Source organism: Eubacterium ruminantium, from assembly GCF_900167085.1.
GTDB lineage: Bacteria > Bacillota > Clostridia > Lachnospirales > Lachnospiraceae > Eubacterium_Q > Eubacterium_Q ruminantium.
This window is the reverse complement of record NZ_FUXA01000003.1, coordinates 1-26,751: the sequence shown is the minus strand read 5'-3', so window position 1 is coordinate 26,751 and position 26,751 is coordinate 1. Positions and strand designations below refer to the sequence as shown.

The following is a 26,751-nucleotide window of genomic DNA, read 5'->3' as shown; positions in this document are numbered from 1 at the left end:
AATTTTTTGCAATGTTATATTTGCAGTACGGTATAAAGAATACGATAAAATAAGTAAAAATGCAATAAAGAAACGATCAAAGAAAGGGAAACGAATGGATTACAGTAAGCTGAAAATAGGCGAACTGAAAGAAATCGCCAAAGAAAAAGGATTAAGAAATATTTCAGCGCTGAAGAAAGGTGAACTTGTAGAACTTCTAGCAAATGTAGACCAGATGATCAATCGTCCGGTAGCAAAAAAACAGCCGGAAAATGAAAATGCAAGTTTGGACGTAACTAAGGCTGAAAAAGCTGCAAAAGAAAAGAATGAGGATAAGTCTGAGAAGAAGAGCAATCCTGAAAAAATCCAAAAGGTCGAGAAAGTAGCCGGTAAAAATTCTAAGCAGAATACTGAAGATAAAAACGCCGGTAAAGCTACCAAGCCTGCAAAAAAGGCTGACGGAGCGAAAGGTGCAAAGAAGCCTGCTGTTAAAAAATCAGATAACGCAAGCGGGAATAACAGCGGCAATAAGAAGAATGCAGACAGAAGAGCAAAGGATTCAAAGCAGGGTGATCCTAAAAATCAGAATCAGGTAGAAAAGTCTTCTGATAAGAAGATGAAATCTGATATTCAGGCTAAATCCGATATTCAGGCTAAATCCGACAATAAGAATAATGAAAGTAAGCAGGGCCAGAAGCAGGCTCAAAAACCGACTCAAAAGCAGGCTAAGAAGGTTGTGCAGAAACCGGAAGCCAGAAGAGCTCCGGCTAAGAGCGAAAATGAAGTGAATGAGCAGGTTGATTCAGCAAATGCAGCAGCTGAGGTAAAGGCAGCTGACATACAGGCTGAAGAGAATAATGCTATGAAGGTTTATGATGGCCAGGAATACAATGCAAACCTTGCAAGTGGTGAATATACCGTCGGAATCTTAGAAGTCCTTCCCGAGGGCTATGGATTCATCAGAAGTGATAATTATCTTCCGGGAGAGAAGGATATTTATATAGCGCCTGCCCAGATCAGAAGATTTGGTCTTAAGACAGGAGACGTTATAAGAGGTCCTATTAAGCAGAAGATGGGTCAGAATGAAAAGTTCAGAGCGCTTCTTTACATTGAAGCAGTAAATGGAATGTTCCCATCTCAGCTTTCTTCGAGAATGAATTTCGAAGATATGACACCGATATTCCCAAATGAAAGAATCAATCTTGATTACAATAATGCACCTGTTTCACTTAGAATAGTTGATCTTTTTTCACCTATCGGAAAAGGCCAGAGAGGTATGATCGTATCACCTCCAAAAGCAGGTAAGACAACTCTTCTTAAACAGATTGCAAAGAGAATAAGCGTTGCATATCCGGATATGAACCTTCTGGTTCTTCTCATTGATGAAAGACCTGAGGAAGTAACAGATATCAGGGAATCTATAGAGGGACCAAATGCAGAAGTTATTTATTCTACTTTTGATGAACTTCCTGAACATCATAAAAAGGTATCCGAAATGGTTATTGAAAGAGCTAAGAGACTGGTTGAAAGTAAGAAGGATGTTGTAATACTTATTGACAGTATTACAAGGCTTTCAAGAGCTTATAACCTTACAGTTCCACCAAGTGGTAGAACTCTTTCGGGTGGTCTTGATCCTGCAGCTCTTCATATGCCTAAGAAATTCTTTGGAGCAGCCAGAAATATGCGTGAAGGCGGAAGTCTTACAATACTTGCAACTGCCTTGATAGATACAGGAAGCCGTATGGATGATGTTGTATTCGAGGAATTCAAAGGAACAGGTAACATGGAACTTGTTCTTGATAGAAATCTTTCTGAGAAGAGAGTGTTCCCTGCAATAGATATAGCTAAGTCAGGAACAAGAAAAGACGATCTTCTTCTTTCAAAAGAAGAGCAGGAAGTTCTTGACGCAATCCATGCTCAGTTAAGAGGACTTAAGAGCGACGAAGTAACCGAGGATATAGTAAAGATATTCTCTAAAACAAGAAATAACAGAGAATTTCTCGAATATTGCCGTAAAATATTTATCAGACGATAGATTGGGCGCGAGAAATTTTGACAATAATCATATTCAATTCCTAATTTGGGGTTGTGTTATCCGGCGTTAGATAATATAATAACCGATAGGGGTATAGAATGACTGGCTTTATTGTTTCGAAGGTTAGAGTATTGTTTTGAAACAAGTTTGCTGATAATAATGATATACGAGGGGCTGCCTTGACCGAATACGTCAAGGTAGCCTTGTTGTGTATATTCTCATTCTAACTCTCAGGATATAACTGTCTTATTTAAAAGTAAATAAAGGAGGGATGCATAAAGGCCTGATATGTACTTTCGGTCCAAGTTTTATTCATTCAAAATGAGTAGCAGGATATTTACGGGATATATATATTGATAAAGTCTTCGCATTGTAAAGATAATGCGATGAAATGATGTATCATGCATATAAGCAGTACGGAAAATTTGACGAGTGTACATGCCCAAAGTGTATAGATATAAATACAATAACAATACTATAAAAAACTAAAAAACTATTACGAAAAACTACACTACAAAATTTAAATGCACAAATTATAAAAACCAAAGCAGGATATTGTAATATTGTGAATTCAAAAATTTACTATGAGAAATGAAAATGTAATACTATGAAAATAAGACGTTGAACACCGTTGACGCGTGATTAAACCGCAGCAAACGTTATTTGGTTATATCCTTATGATCGTAAGGATAAGATTAAATCACTATTTTGAAATATAATAACTGGATATATATAAATGAAACGGGCTTGCACACGGCCGGATTTCATTTAAAAACTCCGGAGGTTTATCCTTACGGGGGTATTTAAGCATAATCATTTAAAGTATTTACCGGATCATATACAAAGTTTCTTTAGCAGTATTCTGGGCTGCTTAAGATTACGGTGTATAAAATGCGGTTCTGCGATAATTGGTGGTGTTTGAATACTTTTAATGTAAATGTCATAAGCCTGATTTCTTTTCTGCCCCCTCGGAAAAGGATCGGTTTGTGGCATTTATTTTTTGCAAATATCAAATAGAAAAAACTCTTGAAAAGGCTTTACTTATATGATATCATTTGAAATGTTGCTGGTATGGGATCGAGGTACAGCATAGTCGGATTTTAGGAAACCGGCTAAGGCGGTATAGTGTCTCATATACGTTAATATTAAAGGAGAAAAGAAATGAGAGAAGGAATCCATCCGGATTATTATCAGGCAAAGGTTGTTTGCAACTGTGGTAATGAGTTTGTAACTGGATCAACAAAGGAAGAAATTCACGTTGAAATCTGCTCAAAGTGCCATTCATTCTACACAGGACAGCAGAAGAGCATTAAGGCTCGTGGCCGTATCGATAAGTTCAATAAGAAGTACGGTGTTCAGTAGTATATATTGTTTTATAAAAATGTGGCAGTCCGGCAGTAAGCCTGATTGCCGCATTTTTGTTAACGAAGAGTTAGTGAACAGTTAACGTGGGGAAGTTGAGACAGAAAGGAACTTTTTATGAAAGAGGTTCATATAGGCGGACAGGCTGTACTTGAAGGCGTCATGATGAAGGGACCTGATAGTTATGCCTTATCTGTAAGAAAACCGGATAATGAGATAGCGGTAACTGTAACTGAATATAAATCATTTGGAAGTAAGTCCGTTTTATTCAGAATTCCGATCATAAGAGGGGTTGTTAATTTCATAGAATCGCTTTATATCGGAATGGGTACTTTGATGAAGTCAGCAGAATATGATGATACTGACGCCATTGAAGAAGAAAAATGGGCCAAGGAAAAGCTCGAAGAAGCCGAGGAATTAAGGAAAGCAGGAAAGACACAAAAGGCTGAAAAAATTGAAAAGAAGGTCGAGAAAAGAAAGGCTGATCTGGAGAAAGATAAAGCAAAAGAGGGAACTTCAAGCGAACTTATTTTAACACTTATCATTTCACTTGGATTTGCAATAGCTGTATTTATGCTTCTTCCTACATTTGTTGCCGGTCTTCTTTATAAAGTGACGGATAACAGCATTCTTGTAAACCTTTGCGAAGGTGTTCTGAGACTCGCTATATTTATTACATATGTCTGGGCAATCTCTAAAATGAAGGAGATTAAAAGGACGTATATGTATCACGGAGCCGAGCATAAGACCATAAATTGTCTCGAAGCAGGTGACGAGCTTACACCGGAAAATGTTCTGAAGCATACAAGATTTCACAGAAGATGTGGAACAAGTTTTCTTTTTATTGTAATGTTCATCAGTATCATTTTATTTATGTTTATAAGAACCAAGCTGCTTTGGCTTAGGATTTTATCAAGACTTCTTCTGATACCGGTGATAGCAGGACTTTCTTATGAAGTTATAAGATACGCAGGAAGCCATGAAAATGCATTTGCCAGGGCGCTTAGTCAGCCTGGATTCTGGGTTCAAAGGCTTACAACAAAAGAACCTGATAAGGATATGTGCGAGGTGGCTATTAAATCTGTTGAAGCAGTTATTGATTGGCGCGAGTATATCAGTTGTGTCAACAATAATTCATTTGAGAAATAATATTAGAACCATATTTAGTTTGTGTAAAGAACTCGTTTAAATAACGAATAAATACTTGAAACCGTTCGTAAGGAATAATGAAATAAACATTTGAGAAGTGTATATGAAGATAAAAGAATTGCAGATAGAAGGGGCGAAGATCCTTCGGGAAAATAATATCGACAATGCTGTATTTGACAGTAAAGAACTTCTTAAATATGTATTTGAACTAAACGAGACAGACCTTTTTCTAAGGACCTTCGATGAGGCGGCTCCTGAAAAAGAGAAAATGTATCTTCAGTATATTGCCCAAAGAAGTACGCATTATCCGCTTCAGTATATAACACACTCAGCGGGATTTATGCATTTTGATTTCTTTGTGGACGAAGGAGTTTTAATACCTAGACAGGATACGGAAATACTCGTTGAAGAAGCACTTAAATACGTATCAGAGCATTATGGAAAAAATCCTGTAAAGGTTCTTGATATGTGCACAGGTTCGGGATGCATAGGCCTAAGTTTTCAGCTGGAGAGAAAAGCCGAAGGATGTAATGACGAGGTTTATCTTGTTGATATTTCAGAGAAAGCACTGAAGATTGCCGAGAAAAATAAAAGTAAACTTGGAGCTGACGCAACGATAATTCAGTCGGATTTATATTCTGCACTTGATAATTCTCTGAAATTTGATATTATTTTAAGCAATCCGCCTTATATCAGAAGGGATGTTATTCCGACGCTTATGGAAGAAGTAAAGGATTATGAACCGATGCTTGCTTTGGACGGAGATGAGGACGGACTTAAGTTTTACAGAAAGATTATAGAAAATGCACCGGATCATCTTAATCCGGGTGGAAGTATATATTTGGAGATTGGATTTGATCAATATGAAGACACGAGGAAACTTCTTGTAGATAATCATTTTACAGACATAAGATTATATAAAGACTTGGCAGGGCTTGACAGAGTGGTCTATGGACGACTTGCGGAAAGTTAGCCGGGCTTAAACTTACAGAATGTGTGTTAAAATATTAGATTTAGATAAAGGGAGAATAACATGTTTGATAAATTAGATGATCTTGTAGAAAAGTTAAATGAGATATTAAAGGAGCTTTCTGATCCTTCAGTTGTAAATGATCAGGCAAGATATAGAAAGCTTATGAAGGAGCAGAGTGATATCGCTCCTATCGTTGAGAAATATAATGAATATAAGCAGGCAAAGCAGGATGTTGCTGACAGTCTTGAGATAATTGACCTTGAGTCTGATGAAGAAATGAAGGAAATGGCTAAGGAAGAGCTTGCAGATGCAAAGAAGCGTGTTGAAGCATGTGAGCAGGAACTTAAAATACTTCTCCTTCCTAAGGATCCTAACGATGACAAGAACGTTGTTGTTGAAATCAGAGCAGGTGCAGGTGGAGACGAGGCTGCGCTCTTTGCTGCAGAGCTTTTCAGAATGTATCAGCATTATGCAGAAAGTAACAGATGGAAGATAGAAGTTATCGACAGTAATGAAAGTGGTATCGGTGGTCTTAAGGAAATCATTTTCAATATTATCGGTAAAGGCGCATATTCAAAGCTTAAATATGAAAGCGGTGTTCACCGTGTACAGCGTGTACCTGAGACTGAATCAGGCGGACGTATTCATACATCAACAGCTACAGTTGCTATCATGCCTGAGGCTGAAGAAGTTGACGTTGTAATCGATGAGAAAGATATTCGTATCGATGTTATGCGTGCTTCAGGAAATGGTGGTCAGTGTGTCAATACAACTGACTCGGCTGTTCGTCTTACACATATTCCTACTGGAATCGTTATTTACAGCCAGACAGAGAAATCTCAGATTCAGAACCGTGCTAAAGCATTTGCACTTCTTCGTACAAAACTTTATGATATCGAGCAGCAGAAGGCACATGATGCAGAAGCAGAAGCAAGAAGAAGCCAGATTGGTACAGGAGATCGTTCTGAGAAGATCAGAACATACAACTTCCCACAGAGCCGTGTAACAGATCATAGAATCAAGCTTACACTATACAGACTTGAAGAGATCATGAATGGTGACATTCAGGAAATTATTGATAGTCTTACAGCAGCAGATCAGGCAGCAAAGCTTGCAAATGTTGAAGAAAAGCAGTAAGAAGAATTAACATATAAGAACTATAAGAGAACTATAAGAGAACTATAAAAGAACTATAAAAGTGAATTATACGGATTGTCACCTTGTAGGTAAAATAAGGTTGACAATAGCGGGGCTGTATTATAATATAGTCTTCGGGCAGCATATTGGGAGAAGTAGAGATTACTTTCATTGCCTAATATGCTGCTTTTGTTTTACCAAATGTATGCCGCTTGATGCCAAATGGTACCTATGACACCTGCGTCATATAATAAATATATCAAAGGAGGAATATCTATAATGGATAAAATATTTTTGACGATCGCACTTATTGTCTACCTTGTTGTACTGATCGTTATTGGGATTATAGATATCAAAAAAACAAAAGACTTTTCAAACTTTGCTGTAGCAGGAAAGAAGCAGACTTCATTTGTGGTAATACTATCACTTCTTGCGACGATCATCGGCGCTTCAACAACCATGGGAATTACAACTACTGTTTACAATATTGGATTTCCGGGTATATGGTGGCTGCTTTTCGGAGCAATAGGATTATTTCTTCAATCAGTATTTATTTCAAAAAAATTCAGAAGTTTAAATGCAGACACTCTGCCTCACGCAGCAGGAATTATGCTCGGCAGACCGGCAGAAATCATAATAGCACTTATCATTGTCGTTTCATGGATCGGAGTTATCGCAGGCCAGCTTGTTGCAATGAATGGTGTAATTTCATTTATTACAGGAAAGAGCAGTAAGACTGTATTTATAATAGTTTCTGTTGCTGTAATTCTTTATACAACAATCGGCGGACAGATGTCAGTTGTTAAAACAGATGTGATCCAGTTCTTCATAATAGTGCTCGGCGTAATCACATGTTTCATTTATCTTTATTTCTTTGCAGATGGAAATACCGGAATGATATTCGATAAAGTTGAGTTGTTAAATAATAGCTATAAACCAATCAATTTGGTCACTCAATTTTTTATAATAGGCGGTGTATATTTCCTTGGTCCTGATATTATGTCCAGAAACCTTTTATCGAAGGACAGTAAAACTGCAAAACGTTCGGCACTGCTTGGTGGATGTGTGCTCGTTGGATATTCACTTATAATCGTGTTAATAGGTATGTGGATTAAATGTAATATCTCGCCTGAAGAGTTAAATAACATGAATGCACTTATGTACATTATCCAGTCTAAGATTCCTTCAGTAGTTGGCGTTGTACTTTCGCTTGGTCTTGTTTCGGCAATCCTTTCATCCATAGATACATGCGTTATAAATGCATCATCGATACTTGTAAAAGATATATTTAGAAAAGACAGTGTAAAGCTTATAAGAATAGTGATAATCTTTATGGGTGGTCTTGCCCTCGCCTTTGCACTTATGGGAAATGGAGACATCATAACATTTTTAAGCAATGCTTATTCTGTATATACTCCTGGCGTTATCTTCCCACTTCTTATAGCTATACTTTGCTATAAAAAGAAAATGATCCATGTTGGAATCTGGGTTGCGGCAGTAATATGCGGAGGAGCATTCGGATTCATAGGTTCTTACTTCCCGAAGGTTGTTTCCGGCCTGAATCTTCCGGATTTCCTTGCAAATAATTTTGCATTGATAGGAATGTTTGTTTCGCTTGCTGTAGCACTTTTATCAGTGAGATGGAAGCAGCAGGATATTAATGAAAATCATTGATATTATTATGATATAGCTATCGGTCACAATAGAGAAGATACAAAAACTAAAAGAAGCAACCGCTCGTCACAAGGTTGCTTCTTTTAGTTTGCTATAATTTAAAACTTTGAAAAGTCATAATCTCTAAAGACTTTATCAATGTCTCTTACGATATTTGCATCGATTTCATTCTTTTCCGCACAAGAATTCATGATTGCGATAATCTTATCATGAGGATAAGCTTCTTTGTAGATACGTTCCTCAGCGAGAGCTTGATAAATATCGCAGCATGTCATAAGTCTTTCTTCGTGTGAGAGTACATCGCCGGTGAGGTGGAAAGGATAACCTGTTCCGTTCAGCTTCTCATGGTGATGAGATGCCCAAACAGCTATATCTTTCATTCCTTTGATATCTTTAAGAATGCTGTATGTATAATAAGCGTGGCTCTTCATTTTTTCAAATTCCTGGTCGCTCAGTCTGTCAGGCTTATCAAGGATATCGATAGAAACCATGAGCTTTCCGATATCGTGAAGAGCACCTGCAAGATAGTACTTTGAGACCTTGTCATCAGGGAAGTTGTAATATTCAGCCATTACCTTTGCTTTCTGTGCAACACCGATTGAATGACGGCATGTATAGTGAGATTTGAAATCAACTATACGAGCAAGAAGTGTGGCAAGGTTATCAACTTCACTGTATGAATATTCGTCATCATGACGTTTGATTGAACTTCTAAGGAAAGAGTTGATATTTGCAAATGAAAGAAGACCTAAAACCTTTGGTTTAAATATCTTCAAAAATGCAGCTGAAACATCAACAGAGAAGAGCATTCCTGAATTAGCTCTTACATAATCACAGATTTCCTGATGATTTTCCTTGGAAATAGTAGTTAAGTCGCAATGTGTATCAACATTATTTGCAAGATGAATAATCTGAGCCTTAATAGGCGTATTCTCATAATGTCTTCCAAATGGACCTGAACCGTCTGCATTTTCATTATGGAATAAAATGACATCTCTGTTATTGGTTCTGAATGGAAGAAGAGAAGTGTTCTTCTCACCGATAGTTGAACAGCGGATGTTGTAATCTTCATCGCTGTAACCGATGCCATTATTATATATCTTATACTGATTCTCTTCCTGAATAACTTCAGTCAGGGCGTTATCATGAAGAACAGCAAAAGCAGCAAGGTCAATGAGTTTCTTATCATCAAGCCCCATTTCCTTGCCTATCAAAATAGATAATGCAGCAATACGCTTACTATGACCAACGGTAACAACAACGTTCCTATGATCCTTATAACTGAATCTAACATTGTCAGCACGAAGAATACTTGTTTCTCCGATAGTGCTGATACCGTTGTTACGTATTCTTTCATAATATTCCGCCTCTGTTGCATCAAACGCAAAAGAAACAGCATATAAAATTTCATTTAAATTAATTCTCATCTTTTTGAACACATCCTTATTCACTAATAATACAATAACCTGTGTGAACTGTAAAGAATTCTAGTTATAAAAAAAAATAGATGTTTTTAGTGTATAATGCTCATTTTTTTGCAAAATTAACACAAAAAAATGGGAAATTTATTTTCTCCTTGACAATATCTTGTATTTGAACCATACTACATAAAGATAATAACGGTGCGTGGCTCAGCTTGGTAGAGCGCTGTTCGGGCGCGGAGGGTGCTGGTGCCCGGTGGGCACCGTTTAGCACCGACCGAGCCGGGAGGCGAGACCGCTGGTGCCCGGTGGGCACCGTTTAGCACCGACCGAGCCGGGAGGCGAGAACGTGGGTTCATCGGTTGAAAAAAATAGTAAATAATGTAACAAAAATAATAACGGTGCGTGGCTCAGCTTGGTAGAGCGCTGCGTTCGGGACGCAGAGGTCGTGGGTTCGAATCCCGTCGCACCGATACGAAAAGGAATGCTTTGGCATTCCTTTTTTTGTGCTGATATATTAAAATTGAAACTGAGTTCTCATTGTGACAAAAGTGCGTTCAGACGCAGAGGGTGCTGGTGCCCGGTGGGCACCGTTTAGCACCGACCGAGCCGGGAGGCGAGACCGTGGGTTCGAATCCCGTCGCACCGATACGAAAAGGGATGCGATTGCATCCCTTTTTTTATCTGTATACGTTATAAAATTTATTATTCAGACATTTCAACTACATTTAATTCCTCAATACTGATATTTATGTATTGTGAAACTATTGAATGATGGTTTTACCTAAATCACCTCACGCCCCATTTCTTTTAGCATCTTTCTGTCGTACTTAATAGTTGAGCCCGAAGTTGTGAGCATATTTCCTGTTATAGTTGCGGCAGCACCAAAATGAAATGCATTTTCGCCGTTTCCTTTCATTAGAACTCTACCGGCAGCAAGACGGATATTTGATGTTGGATTGATATACTTGAAGATAGCGATAGTACGTAGGATTTCTTCCTCAGTCAGTATGCGATTGTTATGTAAAGGTGTTCCCGGAATTGGAGTAAGACTGTTGATCGGGATTGAAGAAATTCCAAGCTCAGAAAGTGTTAATGCCATATCAATTCGGTCTTCCCATGTTTCGCCCATTCCTATAATTCCACCGGAACATACATAAAGACCTGCAGCCTTAGCTCTTTTTATATTTTCAATCTTGTCATCAAATGAATGAGAAGTGCATATTTGTGGGAAAAATCTTCTGGATGTTTCAATATTATTGTGATAACTTGTTACACCCGCTGCTTTAAGTTCCTTAAACTGCTCAAGTGTCAGGAAACCGAGAGAAGTGCAGAGGTCGAGTGTAAGCTCTTTACTCATACGTTTATAGCATTTTATGATACGCTCAAAATCCTCGGGTTTCGGACTTCTTCCCGCTGTAACTATAGCAAAACGGTCAACGCCTTCTTCCTGGTTAGATCGTGCTTCTTCGACGATTCGATCCTCATCCAAAAGGTCATATACTTCACAGTTGGTATCGTTATGTGCCGACTGGGCGCAGAATTTGCAATTTTCACTGCATTTTCCGCTTTTACCATTGATGATGGTGCATAGATCGACCTTTGCTCCGCTGAAATGTTCTCTAATCATATCGGCACCTTTGCCGAGTTCCTCCAGATTACAAGTGATAAAAAATGAAAGGTCGTCATCCTTATTAAGTCGGCGACCACTTATAATTTCCTTTGCAAGTTCAATAAGATTTTTTTGTTCTGACATATGTTGATGCTCCTTACTTCCGGCGCTGATTTTTGTGTGAAATACAGATAAATAGCTGCGCCATAAATATTCGTTCGGGAATTATCATAGAAAAATGATTGAAAATGATTTCTTCAAATCCGAAACAAAAATAATTATAAATTCATCAAAACAAAAAGTCAACCTTTGAATTAATAAAGGTTGACAATGAAATGCCGATAATCAAAAACTATCAACAATAAAAGTAGTTATTTAAAACAACAAGCAAAATTTTATATGATCATTTTTCTGATTTAATAGTACAGACAGAATAGATATAATCATCAAAAGACTCTGTAATTACTGCCACATCATCCGGAAGATCCAGAACATTTATTTTTGTAATGTCGCAGACAAGGCCTGTTCCGGTGCATTTTGTATAAGCTTCCTTTTTGGTCCAGATGGTAAAGAAGCGTTTATTTATTTCATTTTGATCGAAATCATTTATATAATTAATTTCTTCAGGATGAAATACAGTAGACATGACCTGAAGAGGTGCAGCAGTTACTTTTTCTATATCCACGCCGATTTTTTCATTTGTAACAATTCCGGCTAACACCGCATTTTCAGTATGAGATAAGCTGAAGTCGATAATTCCCGCGTCAGGATGACAGTGGGCTTTAAGAAATGGTTTATGCCCCGGAGTCATATCGAATTCAAGAATTTCTGCAGGGCAGTTAAGGAGTTCGGATATTCCGAGCTTAACAAGAAGAGCACCGTTAAGGGATAAAATCTTATCCTTATCAAACTTGTAACGATTGATCTTTGACTTTCTTTCGGCTGATATATATGTCATAAGTTTTTCATGAGCAGGCAGCCAAGTGTCGCCTGTATTTTTCATAAGATATAATTTTTCCGTGTTTGGATAATTCATAATGCCGCTCCGTTTATCATTTCCTAGTTAAAGTATAATTATATAAATAGAAATGTCAATTTATGAAAATATGTATTAAATACATTCCTGATCCGCAGAAAATTTTTGTCTGTTTTATCAATAATATGGATATTTTTGATGTTAAAAATCATCATTTGTAGTATAATCTTTCTATGGGGTACTTTATTTGTTTGGGATTCATTTGATTGTTCGGGGGAGGCATAGATGACTACAGACAAAATAAAACGGGTTACATATATTATTAATACAGTCATTTTGTTGATGGTCATTTTTCTTATGACGTTCTTTATTATCTTTAAAGCAACGTTTATGATCTATTTCAGCATACCAACCATGCTTGTGTATATTGCGGGTTATTTTCTTGTTTTTAAAGACCGGCTTGATATATATGTTATCATGGTTTATTTCTGGCTGACTATCTATATGAGCGTTTCTACAATATGCATGGGAAATGAATACGGCTTCGAGTTGTACACCATGTCAATGATCCCGATTATTTTTATGTTAGAATATATTGCATTTAAGATTAAGAGAGCGAAAGTTAAAGCTTTTCCATTCAGTATAGCCATAGTAGTTATATATATGGTCAGTACATTTTATGTATTTCATTTCGGTTCGGTTTATGAAGTCGAAAAAAACGCTGCTAAAATTCTTTGGATATGCAATAGTTTAATAGTACTTTCATTCCTTATCTTTTATTCATCATTTTCTGTAAGAAATATCATCGAGTCTGAAAAGCGGCTTAATTACATGGCTAATCTTGATAATCTGACAAAACTTTATAACAGACATTATATGATGGATAAGCTTGAAAATATAGAATCAGCTGAAAATACTGCATTTCTTGCCATGATAGATATTGATGATTTTAAACAAATAAATGATATTTACGGCCATAATGCAGGTGACTATGTACTTGTTCATATTGCAGATATAATGCGAAGTGTCTGCAAGAAATGTACTGTTTCCAGGTGGGGAGGAGAAGAGTTCCTCATTCTTTATGAAGATAAGATAGATAAAGAGAAGAATGTTTTTGAGAAACTTAGGAAAGCTGTCGATTCCGAAAAGTTTGTATTTGATGATCAGGATATCAAGGTTACAGTAACTATCGGACTTGCGGAAAAGACAAGTGATGAATCTATAGAAAAATGGGTTCAGGCTGCAGATGAAAAACTCTATAGTGGCAAGAAATCAGGTAAAAATAAAGTTGTTATCTAATAGCTTTGTTCATTTTAACAGGGTGGAAAAGGTGTGGATACTGATTTCGGAAAACCGGCCAAATATATGCACAAGATTGAGAAGGCTCCGTTCTGGGGAGCAAGAAAACTTATAAGGGTTTCGGCTGAGGTTTCCGGAGTTGTTATAAATGAAAACGGTCAGGCACTTGACGAGAGTGACAGACCTATACCGGGGCTTTATTGTGTAGGAAATCTCGGAGGACCTTTCTATGGAGGAAATGATTATCCGTTCCATCAGACAGGGCTTTCACTTGGCAGATGCTACACATTCGGTATGATTGCTGCAAAACATGCTTTAGGAGCATTATGATCATTCGCCGGCTGGATTTATATATTTAGTTCCGGTTGATCAGGAGCATGGGTTTTCTTACGGACTGATAATTTAATATGGAGGTGGTTGCATGAATGTATTTACAACGGACAAAATTCGTAACGTTGTTCTGCTTGGTCATGGGGGATCGGGCAAAACATCACTTGTCGAAGCTATTGCTTATCTTGCGGGTATGACAAAACGTATGGGCAGTATTGATAGTGGAAATACTCTCAGTGATTATGACAAAGAAGAGATTAAGAGGAAGATTTCTCTTAAGACATCGGTCATTCCTATTCCTTGGGAAGGATATAAGATAAATATTCTCGATACTCCGGGATATCAGGATTATATCGGTGAGGTTGAAGAAGCTATTTCTGTTGCCGATGCCGCAATCATTGTTGTTTCAGGAAAATCCGGCATAGAGACGGGAACAAAGCGTGCGTGGGATTTATGTGAAACAAGAAATCTTCCGAGAATGGTATTCGTTACCGAAATGGATGATGACAAAGCAAGCTTCAGAGAAGTAGTACAAAACCTCCAGGAAATGTATGGGAAGAGGATAGCTCCATTCCACCTTCCTATCAGAGAAAATGAGCAGTTTGTAGGATATGTTAATGTAATTCAGAAGAAAGCCAAGAGATGGAATGATAAAGGTACGGTAGATAAATCTGATGTACCTGATTATTCATATGAAAATCTTGGTATATGCAGAGATGTTCTTGTTGAATCTGTCGCAGAGACCAGTGATGAATTCATGGAGAGATATTTTAATGGGGAGGAATTCTCTGAAAATGAGATCCGACAGGCACTTCGTGTAGGAGTGACTGATGGTTCGGTTGTTCCTGTTCTTATGGGCTCCAATACATTAGCCAGAGGAATGTATACTCTTATGGCTGATATAATTAAGTATTTCCCTAGTCCTGACAGATGTAAATGCGCCGGAATCAATACTATCAGCAATGATGTATTTGAAGCTGATTATGATTTCGCAAAACCGAAGTCGGCTTATATTTTCAAAACCATAGCAGATCCTTATCTTGGAAAATATTCACTTATTAAAGTTAATTCGGGAGTCATTAAAACAGATGATGTTCTGTATAACTATCACCGTGATATGGAAGAAAAGATAGGAAAGCTGTATGTAATCAGTGGAAATAAAGTTGAAGAAGTAGAAGAACTTCATGCAGGAGACATTGGGGCATTGGCAAAACTCGGCGTCAGTCTTACCACAGATTCTTTATCAACAAGGAAGAATCCGGTAACTTTTATCAGAGCAGCCATATCGAAGCCTTATGTTTACAGACAGTATAAAGCGGTAAAAAAAGGGGATGAGGATAAAATTTCACAGGCACTTTCAAAGATGCTGATGGAAGACCTTACCCTTAGAAATGTTAATGACAGTGAAAATGGCCAGACTCTTTTATATGGAATAAGTACTCAGCATCTTGAGACAGTTCAAAGTATTCTTCAGGAAAAATACAAGGTGGATATTGAACTTATGAGACCTCGTATAGCCTTCAAAGAAACAATCAGGAAAAAGGTTGATACGGAATATAAATATAAGAAACAGTCAGGCGGCCACGGACAGTACGGACATGTAAAACTTGTTATAGAACCTTCAGGGGAAATGGACAAAACATATATTTTCGAGCAGACAGTTGTAGGAGGGGCAGTTCCGAAAAACTATTTCCCTGCGGTAGAGAAAGGTATTATGGAAGCTGTTAAAAGCGGACCATTGGCAAAATATCCTGTTATCGGTGTTAAGGTAACTTTATATGATGGAAGTTATCATACAGTCGATTCATCCGAACTTGCTTTTAAAGTTGCAACAGAGCAGGCGTTTAAAACGGGATTTATGGATGCATCCCCTGTTCTTCTTGAACCGATTGCTTCATTAAAAGTAATTGTACCTGAGGCATATACGGGAGATGTAATGGGAGATCTGAATAAGAGAAGAGCCAGAGTTATGGGAATGAATCCGGTCGAGGATGGCAGCAATGAAATCCTTGCGGACATTCCGTATGCAGAGCTTTATGAATATGATACCAGACTTTATTCTATGACCAGCGGATGTGGCACATTTTCATACGAATTCGCACGTTATGAGCAGGCACCTGATGACGTTGCGGCTAAGGAAATTGAGGGCTCGAAAGAGTAATATTGAGACTTGCACCGGAAATAATTTGCTTAAAAAGACCATTGGATGTATTTCACAAAAACAAATATCATTTTCGTTAAGTAATACGAATTGACACATTTAGTAAATTTGAATACTCTTTAGTTATAGTCGTATAGTAGGTAATTTTATGGTTTATTACGAGAGGTAATATTATGAATGGTTTATGCAGAATGGCAGATGTATCCATGGGTGCAAATAAGGAGGAACTCAATGCACTTAAGACAAAAGGTCTGGATACTATACTCACTACAGTAAGTATATCAACTGACGGATGTGAAGGGCTTGAATCTGTAGCAGGTTATGGAAGCGATATTATGTCCATTGGTCTTAAGTGGTGTATTAAACTTGATATGGAAGGTTTATATCAGAGCGTTTTAAGTGAAGTTGGCGCAGACAGCAGAATGTTTATCAGAAAGGCTGAAAGAGCAAGCTTTGAAAATGTTCATAAGCTTTTTTCAAGAGTTAAAGAAGTTGGTGCCGTTCCGGAATTTGTAATGATTAATATTGATATTTACGCCGAACTCGGTGGATTATCATTAAGATTTGAAGAGCAGACAAGAGTTATAAATGCAGTTATAAATGCAGTTAAGGCAGCATGTCCTAATTGTAAAGTAATATTCAGCACTAAGGACAGTACTGATAATGAGAAGGCAAAGAAGTGGTTTAATCGATACCAGGTTGCCGGAGGAAAGGGATTTGATATTATCTCTTTATCATATGAGCTCAACTCTGAAACCTTCTATGATCTTAGCTGTAATATGAGTGATCTTTCAAGAAGATTTGATGCATTTATCATTGTTGATATTTCAAGTCAGGATGATGTATCTTCGTCAGATATCGGTCTTGCAGATCTTGATAGCGCAATTTCGATTGTTCCTATGGATAAAGGTTTTGGTACAATTTATTCAGATAAGCTTCTTGACGTTGTTGGTCAGGTTGCTTAAAAACATAGGATATTTAAATAGTCCTCAACATTTTTAAAAAGGCGCATGTGCAGTTTTCTGTACATGCGTCATTTTTTTTTAACCAAATCGATTAAATTGTCTAATAAAATCGGCTGTTCAGAGGTCTATCGAGGGTTGTTATTTCATCTTGTTCTGTTATAATTTTACGTAGGGTTTTGGAGAAGTTGGAACGAGAATCTTTACTTGAAACGAGAGGACATATGAATAGAGAAGTTTTGGATGGTTATACATTTGCAAACATGCTCAGGTCTGGCGCGGCTTCACTTAGGACTAATAAAGAAGAAGTTAATTCACTTAATGTTTTTCCGATTCCTGATGGTGACACAGGCGATAATATGTTTATGACTATAGAGTCTGGTGTTACTGAAGTTTGTTCGGGCGATGAAATGTCGATAGAAGAAGTTGCTTCAAGAGCAGCCAGAGGAATGCTCCTGGGAGCCAGAGGTAATTCCGGGGTTATATTATCGCGCATTTTTGCCGGCGTTAATCGTGGCTTAAAAGGCTGCGATAAGATTAATATCAATGATTTCGCGGAAGCGTTGAAATGTGGTGTGGAAGAATCTTATAAGGCTGTTTCGGTGCCTGTAGAAGGAACTATCCTCACTGTCTATAGGGATGCGGTAAGATATGCATCCGGTAAAATCACAGATAAAAGTACATTTGAAGATTATTTTGATGATATTTTAGAGGAAACTCGTAACTCACTTGAAAGAACACCTGACCTTCTTCCTGTTTTAAAGGAAGCCGGTGTTGTTGATAGTGGAGGAGCAGGAATCTTATATATCGTTGAAGGAATGAGGGATTTTCTGAAAGGGGATATCTCTGCTGATACGGACAATGAGCCTGAATCAGACAGCGGTACGACTAAGAAGAATATAGATCTCTCTCTTTTTGGTGAGGAAACAGACCTTATTTACGGATACTGCACTGAATTCCTTCTTAGAGTTCAGAGTAAGAGAAATGATAAGGAATTTTTTGATATGGATGAACTTATCGATTATCTGAATTGTGTCGGAGATTCCGTTGTATGTTTCAGAGATGGTTCGATAGTTAAGGTTCATGTTCACACCAAGAGGCCGGGTGATGTATTCAACCATTGTCAGAAATACGGAGAATTCCTTATGGTTAAAGTTGAAAATATGACCTTGCAGCATCATGGAAATGTTAGCAAACAAAGCCGTGAGCTTAAGAATAAGGTCAGAAAGAAATATGGAATAGTAACAGTGGCAGCGGGAAAAGGAGTGAAAGAACTATTTTCTTCTCTGGGATGTGATACCGTAGTTGATGGAGGACAGAGCATGAATCCGTCAGCAGAAGATTTTATAAAAGCATTTGAAGAAATAAATGCGGATAATATTTTTGTATTTCCTAATAATTCAAATATTATCCTTACGGCAAAGCAGGCGGCTATGTTATATGAAGCATCGAATATAATCGTTATCCCAACCAAGACTATTGGAGAAGGATATGCTTCTATTTCTATGATAGATTACAATTATGAAAATCCGACGAAGATTGAAAAGGAACTCACAGAGGTCGCTGAGGGGGTAAAGACCGGGATGATTTCCAAAGCAAACAGAGCATCTTCGAAGGATGGGATTAATATAAAAAATGGAGACTATATAGGTTTTTGTGATGATAAAGTACTTATAGATGATCCGACAAGGTCTTCTGCAGTAATGGAACTTGCAAAGATTCTAAATGCAGGAGATTGGGATGTAGTACTTTTGATCGCCGGTGACGAAGCAGATGCGGATGAAGCCAATATGCTTAAGGAGAATCTGCAGGAGAGCTTTCCTTCGACAGAAGTTATATTGATTGATGGAAAACAGCCGGTATACGACTATATGCTTGTGTTGATGTAAGTTACAAAGGAGGGTTAAATGTTAGTTTTATTTACGGATACAGATACAGATATCACACCGGAAGAAGCGAAAGAGTATGAGTATACGCTTATTAGTATGCCGTATTGCATTGACGGAAAGACATTTTTTCCGTATGTGGATTATCCGGAATTTAAACCTCATGAATTCTATGAGCAGTTGAGAAATGGAGTTCTTCCGACAACAAGTGCAATTACCAAAGAAAAATATATTGAATATTTTGAACCAGTATTTGCTGAAGGAAATGACATTTTATATGTTCATTTTTCAAGAGCAATGTCATCAACTTTCGATGCCATGGATAAGGCAGTGTGGGAGCTGAAGAAAAAGTATCCGAAAAGAAGATTCTATGAGATCGATACAAAGGGGATTACCATAGGCAGCCTTAACATAGTTAAGGAGGTTGGTGAATTATATCTAAAAGGAAAATCCATAGATTATATTCTCGATTGGGCTGATAAAGAAGTGGAGCATTTTGCGGTTTATTTCTTTGCGGATGATCTGAAGTTCTTTAAGAAGAGCGGACGAGTATCGGGAGTAGCAGGAACTATGGGAACACTTTTAGGTGTACGTCCTATAATTCATATGGATGATAAAGGTAAGATGGTAAGCATAGGTAAAGAAAAGGGAAGGACAAATGCATTGGCAAGGCTCCTTCAGTATGTCAGAGAACTCGGAGATGTTTACGGACATAGAGTCATAGTGGCACATGCAGATGCACCTGAACTTGCCGAAAGACTGGCGGAAATGCTTAGAAAAGAATATGGAAATGACATGATTCTCGAGATTACAAATGTTAATCCTACAGCAGGCAGTCATTGCGGACCGAATACCGTTGGCGTGAGTTTTTACGCAAAACATAGATAAAAGATTTATTTGTTGGGAAGATATAGATATTGGAACTGATAGGTTAAATCTGGGGGAGACCGGGATTTCGGAAAATAGATCCGGAACCGGGGAAGGGATTATTTTTTAATGATTGAGATTAAAGAAGTCAGGACTAAAAAAGATCAGAAGATGTTTCTGGATTTCCCATTAAGGATGTATAAGGGAAACAAATATTTTGTTCCACCATTATATGCAGATGAGAAGAAAATTTTCAGTAAAGACTATGTCTACTATGAAACATGTGAAGTCGTTTATTATCTTGCATTCAAAAATGGAAAGATTGCAGGAAGAATATCCGGAATTCTTCAAAAAGCAAGTAATGAAAAAAGAAATGAAAAAAGGATCAGATTCACAAGATTTGATTCCATAAATGATATCAAAGTCGCGAAGGCTTTATTTGATGCAGTAGAAAAATGGGGAAAGTCTAAAGGAATGGACACTATCTGCGGACCGCTCGGGTTTTCAGACCTGGAGAGAGAAGGTCTTCTTATAGAAGGATTCAATGAACTTTCTACATTTGAAGAGCAGTATAACTTTGAATATTACGGAAAACTGATTGAAAAATGTGGCTATAAGAAAGAGGTTGATTGGGTAGAGAGTAAAATCTATCCGCCTGAAAAAGATGATGGTTCCCTTCGTAAAATGGCCGATTTTATCATGAAAAGATACAATCTTCATTTTGGTCCTGCGAAGGATACCGAGGATTTTATCAATAGATATTCTGAGCAGTTTTTCGCTCTTCTGGATGTGGCTTATTATGATATTTATGGAACAGTTCCGTTTACGGAAGGCACCAAAAAGATGCTTTTGGATAACTTCAAAATGGTTATAGACATTAATCATGTTGCAGTTGTTCTTGATGAGAATGACAAGGTGGTTTGTCTTGGACTTTGTTTTCCATCTCTCGCAAGGGCTGTCCAGAAATCATATGGACACTTAACACCTGCAGCGGCATTAAGACTTATAAGAGCTATTAAACATCCGAAAATTCTGGATCTTGGACTTATTGCCGTTGATCCTGAATATTTAAATAGAGGCGTAAATGCCATAATTACAGCCGAACTTTTGAGAATGCTTAAAGAGGACGGCATTAAATATGCTGAAACAAATTTAAATCTTGAAAATAATTATGCCATCCAAAATCAGTGGAAGAGATTTAAAGCAGTACAGCATAAAAGAAGAAGATCATATGTCAAAAAATTGACTGATGTATAAATACGGCAGCATTTGGAGGAACTATGAAGATAATTGTAGATTGTATGGGAGGAGACAATAGCCCTGATGCGAATGTCGAAGGCGCTATACTCGCCCTCAGAAAATTCTCTGATTTATCGGTAATACTCACAGGTGATGAAACCGGTATAAAAAATATTTTAGATAAAAGAAATCAAAATATGGACAGAATAGAAATAGTTTCTGCTCCAACAGTTATCACAGGCGATGACAAACCTACGGATGCGATAAGACTGAAAAGAGACAGCTCCATGATGAAGGGGATAAAACTTCTTAGAGAAAATGATGATATAAGTGCAATCATTTCAACCGGAGCTACCGGAGCGCTTGTTGCAGCGGCGACTCTAAGGATAGGAAGAATAGATGGGGTCAGACGCCCTGCATTTTGCCCGATCCTGCCAACTATGAAGGGCGGTATCGTCGGAATATGCGATAGCGGTGCCAATCCAACTGTTACCAAGGAACTGCTCGTTCAATTTGCCATCATGGGAAGTAGATATCTCGAGTCGGCATATAAGATCAAAAATCCAAGAGTCGGACTTCTGAATATAGGAACAGAAGCTGAAAAAGGCGATGACTTAAGAAGAGAAACATATGAAATATTATCCGGAATGAAAGATATTAATTTTGCCGGAAATATGGAAGCAAGAGATTTGCTCTCAGGAGACTTTGACCTGGTTGTCTGCGATGGTTTTTCCGGAAATGTACTCGTTAAATCTGTAGAAGGAACGGCAATGCTTCTTATGAAGAAGATAAAAGACGACATTTATTCCCGTAGAAGATATAAAATTGGTGCTTTATTCATGAAACAAATGTTCAAAGAAGAGAAGGAATTCATGAATTACCAGAATTACGGCGGTAGTGTAATGCTCGGTACCGAGAAGATAGTTGTAAAAGGACACGGCAGCAGCGACCGAAAGGCTGTATATAAATGTATAGCTCAGGCTTACCGAATGGAAAAGAGCGGTCTTAATAAGAAGATTTCAAAATCAATTGCTGAGTCTTGTATAGATGATACAGATAGTTAAATTATAAATATATAAGGATGATTATGAAAAAGACTTTATATGTTACAGACCTTGATGGAACACTACTTAATACACATGATAGAGTAAGTGATTTCAGTATCAGGACAATAAATGAAATGGTAGATAAGGGAATGATATTTACCTATGCAACAGCAAGATCGCTTGTGTCTGCCTCGAAGGTTACAGAAGGGCTTAATGCAAATATCCCGGTTATAGCGTATAACGGAGCATTTATATTTCAACCATCAACCGGAGAGATTCTTTCAAAAGAAGATTTTAATGATGAAGAAAGAAGCTACGTTAAAGAGATTCTGGTAAAGCACGGGATAAGTCCTATGGTTTATGCATTTGTGGACGGAGTTGAAAAAGTGTCTTGGATCCCGGCAAATGAAAATGATGGCGTGAAGCGTTATTTGAGTTCGAGAAAAGGTGATAAGAGATTTAGAAGTGTAGAAGATATCGAATCATTATATTCGGGGGATATGTTCTACTTTACATGCATAGGAGAAAAGGAAGAACTCCAGCCAATTTATGACATCTTTTCAAAAGATGATAGATACAGATGTACAATTCAGCAGGAATTATATCGACCGGAATACTGGTGCGAAATCATGCCTGCTCTAGCATCAAAGTCACATGCTATAAAGAAATATAAGGAAATGTGGGGATGCGATAAGGTAATCTCCTTCGGGGATGCTATTAATGATATTCCTATGTTTGAAATGTCAGATGAATGCTACGCAGTAGAAAATGCAGTGCCGGAATTAAAGAAAGTTGCTAACGGTATTATAGCAAGCAATGAAAATGATGGCGTAGCTAAATGGTTACTCGAACACGTATCCTTATAATCGAACCGGTTTTTCCTTAGACATAATATCCGGTTTTAAAAAAGAATTTTCATAAGGGTTTGAGTGTAGTAGATCATCTAACAAATAATGATCCGTAGGTTTTAAAAAAGAATTTTCACAAGGGTTTGAGTGGAAGAATTTTGTAAAACAGAAGGATTTTGTAATAAATTAAATATGATAACAAGATAAAAAAACAAGAAAATACAAGATAAAAAAATAAGAAAATGCAAGAGAAAAAATAAGATTAGATGCGATAAAAGAAAGATAAATGGAATTAAATGAGAAAGAACAAGAAATAGTGTTCAATAGTGTTAATAGTTTAGGTTAAAAAATGGAAAAAAGAAATAAAAGGGTAAACTAAAAATATGAGTCATATAAATATTAGAGAAAAGACACAAAAAATATAAGCAGGGAGATTTACTATGTTTGAAGAAGTTAAAAAGATTCTCATTAAACAACTGAAATTAAAGGATGTGGATGTGCGTCCCGAATCAAAGATTAAAGATGACTTAGGGGCAGATTCTATTGATATCCTTCAGCTTCTCATGACAATTGAAGAAGAACATGGAATCGTAATTCCTGATGAAGAGCTTGCTCGCTTTGAAAAAGTTCAGGACATCGTAGATTATCTTGAAAAGCACAATAAATAAAATCACAGAATTAATAGAACGAAAAACAAAAAATTATAATCAAAGTACCAAACCAAAAACAGGAATAGAACAAACAAAAAAATAAAAAGAATCAGTAGTAACACAGAGATAAAAGAAATGATAAATAGATTAAAAAAAGATTGGGCTTATCGTGGCTTTAAAATCGGAATGATCACGCAGCATGAATATAGGCATATATTTCTGCTTCTGTTCTGGCCATTTTATATAGTGACATTTTTTGCGATTGGAAAGCTTGCGATGAGTGATTTCCATGTTATTCATTGCGGGCTTGATGATATCATACCGTTTTGCGAATATTTTGTAATACCATATGCATTCTGGTATCCATTCTGGATCTGTATGCTTGCATATACATTTTTCTTTGAAGTTCCGGTATTCAAAAAAGCCATGAAATATTTCATGATCACGTTTTCTATTTCCCTCGTAATTTATGCAGTCTGGCATACAGGTCATAACATGTGGCCGACGACATTTCCAAGGGAAAATGTATGCACCTGGCTGGTTAGACGGATCTACGCAGCGGACTACAATACAAATATTTGTCCGTCGGATCACGTGATAGGAGCATTTGCGGTTGTATTCATCGCAAAGGAAACAAAAAGATTTTCAAAGATGAGCAGATGGATTGTTATTCTGGCAATAGCCATTCTTATAACAATATCAATATGTTTTGTGAAGCAGCATTCTGCCCTTGATATCCTCGGCGCAGTCCCTGTGATATTGATAGGATATATTTTTGCTTTTAAGAGTAAAAAATAAGTATGAAAATAGCAAGTGATTTGGTATAATATAAAGCAGTGACAAATCCGTTTACATTTATACGGGATGACACTCAAATACGAGAATGATTGTTTTATAATACAATTTTAAGGAGGACTAAAATGAAGGTATTTAAATGTGCAAAATGTGGGAATATTATTACATACCTCAACAAGCTTGGATGTGATGTTCAGTGTTGTGGAGAAACTATGATCGAACTTATTCCAAATACATCAGACGGAGCAGGTGAGAAGCATGTACCTGTTGTTAATGTAAATGGAAATACAGTTGAAGTTAAGGTTGGTTCAGTGGAACATCCTATGTTGGAAGTTCATTATATTCAGTGGATAGCTCTTGAAACTACAGAAGGAATCCAGATTAAGAAGCTTAAGCCTGAGACAAAGCCTGAAGCTGTTTTCGCACTTGCTGATGGTGAAAAGCCTGTAGCAGCTTACGAATATTGCAATCTTCATGGACTTTGGAAGACAGATATATAAAATCATATTTTAACTAAGTCAATTATTTTGGCCCGCTCTACATAATAGAGTGGGCTTTTAAAATTTGTCATATGATAACTCTTGAAAAAACAAACACCCCGAAGCATAATACTATATGCTATATTTTGTTTTGATCAGGATGGTTGTGTAATATATAACAATATATGGAAAAATATATATGACAGCGTTGAGAAAAATATATGGTAGTATCGAGAAATGTATATATGGCAGCCTCTGTAAATATACGTATGACAACATTGGGAAATATATATATGTCATCATCTGAGAATGAAAATGACATCGTTGGGGAATATATGTCAGCATCTGAGAATGAATATGACATCGTTGGGGAATATATGTCAGCATCGAGAAATGAATATATGGAAGCATTAGGAAATATATATATGACAGCGTTGAGAAAAATATATGGTAGTATTTGGAAATGAATATATATGACAACATCAGGAAATGAATATGTATGACAGAATAAAGTATTATAAATAAGAAAAATGTCATACAACAAATATATTATATGAAAAATGAGGAACATCATGAATTTCAAATTAGAGTGGAAGAAGATTATTATATGTTTTATAGCAGTGTCCGGTATGGGCTTTTTTCTGTCGTTTTTAATTCTGTGTAATCTGGGAACGGACCCATGCACATTTATGAACCGATCAATCGCAGCAAAAGTTGGGCTCAGCTTTGGCAATATGCAATTTATCGCCAATCTGATAATGTTTATAATAGTATTGATCTTTTCAAGAAAACTGATAGGAATAGGAACTTTGTTCAATATGGTTCTTATAGGATACTATGCCGACTTTTTCTGTTGGTTATGGAAAATGATTCTTCCACAGAATACATTTACAAATGATCTCAGCAGATGGATCATTTTTTTCATTGCTATTTTTGCATTTATAATTTGCGCCGCTGTATATATAAATACAAATACAGGCGTTGCTCCTTATGACGGTCTGCCAATAATTATTTCGGATAAGATCAGAAATAAATTTGCATCATTTCCTAGAACGCTTGTCAGAATGATTTGGGATGCCCTTGTAATAGTAGTAGGTATCCTTATGGGAAGTACACCTGTGATAGGCGTAATTCTTATGGCAGTATTCCTGGGACCCGCAATCACATTTGTCGGAAAAATATTTGGGAAGAATTAAACTAACAATAGGGGAGCGTATTATACTCACCATAAACATCATAGAAGATAATAAATAGAATTTTGCATAAACAATTGAAATATATTTTTATGCAAAATTTTTTTTGAAATAAATGATAATATCACAATAAAATCAGGAAACTATTCAAGAAAATAAAATGCATAAACCACGCATTTTAGCCATTTGCAAGGGAACGAAAAGTTCTTGAAAAAATTTTTAAAAAAATTGCAAAATATGTGTTGACAAAGTGGGTACCTGGTGGTAATCTATAGAAGCTGTCGCTGATACAGACAACTTGAAAACACACAAAACACTAACGTTGAAGCGACTTTTATAATGCACATTAACAACTTAACAACATGACAACCCCGAAGATTCTTTTAAGACATTTTACTTATTCTAAATAAGAATAAGAGAGATGAAAATCTCAAAAGATATTCGGATTTGAACGAAATCCAAACACAGTAAGTTTTAGGACAGGATTTTTAAGCTAACGTTTAAAATACTGACTAAGGACGAACAAAATTTTTATTGAGAGTTCGATCCTGGCTCAGGATGAACGCTGGCGGCGTGCTTAACACATGCAAGTCGAACGGAGTACTTCTCCCGAGACTGAGGAAGCTTGCTTCTGAAGAATCATTTGAAGTACTTAGTGGCGGACGGGTGAGTAACGCG

General features: G+C 36.9%; 23 protein-coding genes, 1 tRNA gene and 1 rRNA gene. 22 read left to right on the top strand and 3 right to left on the bottom strand.

Going from position 1 to position 26,751, the window contains the following annotated elements; all coding sequences use genetic code 11:
- Positions 1-94: 94 nt before the first annotated feature.
- From rho to B5D25_RS00110, 6 genes are all read left to right on the top strand, one after another.
- Positions 95-2,014: a transcription termination factor Rho gene (gene rho / locus B5D25_RS00135; protein WP_242870152.1), complete on the top strand. Its 1,920-nt coding sequence runs from the start codon at positions 95-97 to the stop codon at positions 2,012-2,014.
- 1,161 nt (positions 2,015-3,175) lie between these two features.
- On the top strand, positions 3,176-3,376 hold the full coding sequence (gene rpmE, locus B5D25_RS00130) for a 50S ribosomal protein L31 (RefSeq protein WP_078785722.1): 201 nt from the start codon (positions 3,176-3,178) through the stop codon (positions 3,374-3,376).
- 117 nt (positions 3,377-3,493) lie between these two features.
- Positions 3,494-4,525 carry a DUF1385 domain-containing protein gene (locus B5D25_RS00125; RefSeq protein ID WP_078785721.1) on the top strand — a complete coding sequence of 344 codons (1,032 nt, stop codon included), beginning with the start codon at positions 3,494-3,496 and terminating at the stop codon, positions 4,523-4,525.
- A 103-nt stretch (positions 4,526-4,628) separates the two neighbouring features.
- Positions 4,629-5,498, top strand: coding sequence for a peptide chain release factor N(5)-glutamine methyltransferase (gene prmC, locus B5D25_RS00120; RefSeq protein WP_078785720.1), 870 nt, complete (start codon positions 4,629-4,631; stop codon positions 5,496-5,498).
- A gap of 60 nt (positions 5,499-5,558) precedes the next feature.
- A complete protein-coding gene (gene prfA / locus B5D25_RS00115; RefSeq protein WP_078785719.1) occupies positions 5,559-6,635 on the top strand; it encodes a peptide chain release factor 1 in 1,077 nt (358 codons plus the stop codon).
- Positions 6,636-6,914: 279 nt separating this feature from the next.
- Positions 6,915-8,309, top strand: coding sequence for a sodium:solute symporter family protein (locus B5D25_RS00110; protein ID WP_159444037.1), 1,395 nt, complete (start codon positions 6,915-6,917; stop codon positions 8,307-8,309).
- 98 nt (positions 8,310-8,407) lie between these two features.
- Here the strand turns inward: B5D25_RS00110 and B5D25_RS00105 are convergent, their stop codons facing one another.
- Positions 8,408-9,736 (bottom strand): HD-GYP domain-containing protein, encoded by a 1,329-nt coding sequence (locus tag B5D25_RS00105; RefSeq protein WP_078785717.1) that lies wholly within the window; start codon positions 9,734-9,736, stop codon positions 8,408-8,410.
- Positions 9,737-10,129: 393 nt separating this feature from the next.
- On the opposite strand from B5D25_RS00105, the gene B5D25_RS00100 reads away from it, so the two are divergent.
- Positions 10,130-10,203: transfer RNA gene (locus tag B5D25_RS00100), tRNA-Pro, on the top strand.
- Positions 10,204-10,514: 311 nt separating this feature from the next.
- On the opposite strand, the gene bioB is transcribed toward B5D25_RS00100, so the two are convergent.
- Together bioB and B5D25_RS00090 are read right to left on the bottom strand one after the other, a co-directional pair.
- Positions 10,515-11,486, bottom strand: a complete 972-nt coding sequence (bioB, locus tag B5D25_RS00095) for a biotin synthase BioB (RefSeq protein WP_078785716.1) — start codon at positions 11,484-11,486, stop codon at positions 10,515-10,517.
- A gap of 259 nt (positions 11,487-11,745) precedes the next feature.
- Positions 11,746-12,378, bottom strand: a complete 633-nt coding sequence (locus B5D25_RS00090) for a 4'-phosphopantetheinyl transferase family protein (protein ID WP_078785715.1) — start codon at positions 12,376-12,378, stop codon at positions 11,746-11,748.
- Between the two features lie 522 nt (positions 12,379-12,900).
- Here B5D25_RS00090 and B5D25_RS00085 point away from each other — a divergent pair.
- The 15 genes from B5D25_RS00085 to B5D25_RS00015 all read left to right on the top strand — a co-directional run.
- Positions 12,901-13,617 carry a GGDEF domain-containing protein gene (locus B5D25_RS00085; protein ID WP_242943578.1) on the top strand — a complete coding sequence of 239 codons (717 nt, stop codon included), beginning with the start codon at positions 12,901-12,903 and terminating at the stop codon, positions 13,615-13,617.
- Positions 13,618-13,650: 33 nt separating this feature from the next.
- Positions 13,651-13,947, top strand: a complete 297-nt coding sequence (locus B5D25_RS00080; protein WP_242870154.1) for an FAD-binding protein — start codon at positions 13,651-13,653, stop codon at positions 13,945-13,947.
- 91 nt (positions 13,948-14,038) lie between these two features.
- Positions 14,039-16,108, top strand: coding sequence for an elongation factor G (locus tag B5D25_RS00075; RefSeq protein WP_078785713.1), 2,070 nt, complete (start codon positions 14,039-14,041; stop codon positions 16,106-16,108).
- A gap of 173 nt (positions 16,109-16,281) precedes the next feature.
- Positions 16,282-17,073 carry a glycosyl hydrolase 53 family protein gene (locus B5D25_RS00070; RefSeq protein WP_078785712.1) on the top strand — a complete coding sequence of 264 codons (792 nt, stop codon included), beginning with the start codon at positions 16,282-16,284 and terminating at the stop codon, positions 17,071-17,073.
- A gap of 221 nt (positions 17,074-17,294) precedes the next feature.
- Positions 17,295-18,959: a DAK2 domain-containing protein gene (locus B5D25_RS00065; protein WP_078785711.1), complete on the top strand. Its 1,665-nt coding sequence runs from the start codon at positions 17,295-17,297 to the stop codon at positions 18,957-18,959.
- Positions 18,960-18,977: 18 nt separating this feature from the next.
- A complete protein-coding gene (locus B5D25_RS00060; RefSeq protein WP_078785710.1) occupies positions 18,978-19,844 on the top strand; it encodes a DegV family protein in 867 nt (288 codons plus the stop codon).
- Between the two features lie 108 nt (positions 19,845-19,952).
- A complete protein-coding gene (locus B5D25_RS00055) occupies positions 19,953-21,080 on the top strand; it encodes a hypothetical protein (RefSeq protein ID WP_078785709.1) in 1,128 nt (375 codons plus the stop codon).
- 23 nt (positions 21,081-21,103) lie between these two features.
- Complete coding sequence (gene plsX, locus B5D25_RS00050) at positions 21,104-22,126, top strand: phosphate acyltransferase PlsX (protein ID WP_078785708.1); 1,023 nt, start codon at positions 21,104-21,106, stop codon at positions 22,124-22,126.
- Between the two features lie 23 nt (positions 22,127-22,149).
- Positions 22,150-22,974 carry a Cof-type HAD-IIB family hydrolase gene (locus tag B5D25_RS00045; protein WP_078785707.1) on the top strand — a complete coding sequence of 275 codons (825 nt, stop codon included), beginning with the start codon at positions 22,150-22,152 and terminating at the stop codon, positions 22,972-22,974.
- A gap of 422 nt (positions 22,975-23,396) precedes the next feature.
- Positions 23,397-23,624: an acyl carrier protein gene (gene acpP, locus B5D25_RS00040; RefSeq protein WP_078785706.1), complete on the top strand. Its 228-nt coding sequence runs from the start codon at positions 23,397-23,399 to the stop codon at positions 23,622-23,624.
- 117 nt (positions 23,625-23,741) lie between these two features.
- Positions 23,742-24,404 carry a hypothetical protein gene (locus B5D25_RS00035; protein ID WP_078785705.1) on the top strand — a complete coding sequence of 221 codons (663 nt, stop codon included), beginning with the start codon at positions 23,742-23,744 and terminating at the stop codon, positions 24,402-24,404.
- Positions 24,405-24,526: 122 nt separating this feature from the next.
- Positions 24,527-24,901, top strand: a complete 375-nt coding sequence (locus B5D25_RS00030; protein ID WP_078785704.1) for a desulfoferrodoxin family protein — start codon at positions 24,527-24,529, stop codon at positions 24,899-24,901.
- Between the two features lie 200 nt (positions 24,902-25,101).
- Positions 25,102-25,347, top strand: coding sequence for a hypothetical protein (locus B5D25_RS00025; protein WP_078785703.1), 246 nt, complete (start codon positions 25,102-25,104; stop codon positions 25,345-25,347).
- Between the two features lie 105 nt (positions 25,348-25,452).
- A complete protein-coding gene (locus B5D25_RS00020; protein ID WP_078785702.1) occupies positions 25,453-26,076 on the top strand; it encodes a YczE/YyaS/YitT family protein in 624 nt (207 codons plus the stop codon).
- 527 nt (positions 26,077-26,603) lie between these two features.
- Positions 26,604-26,751 (top strand): 16S ribosomal RNA (locus B5D25_RS00015); the annotation flags it as partial.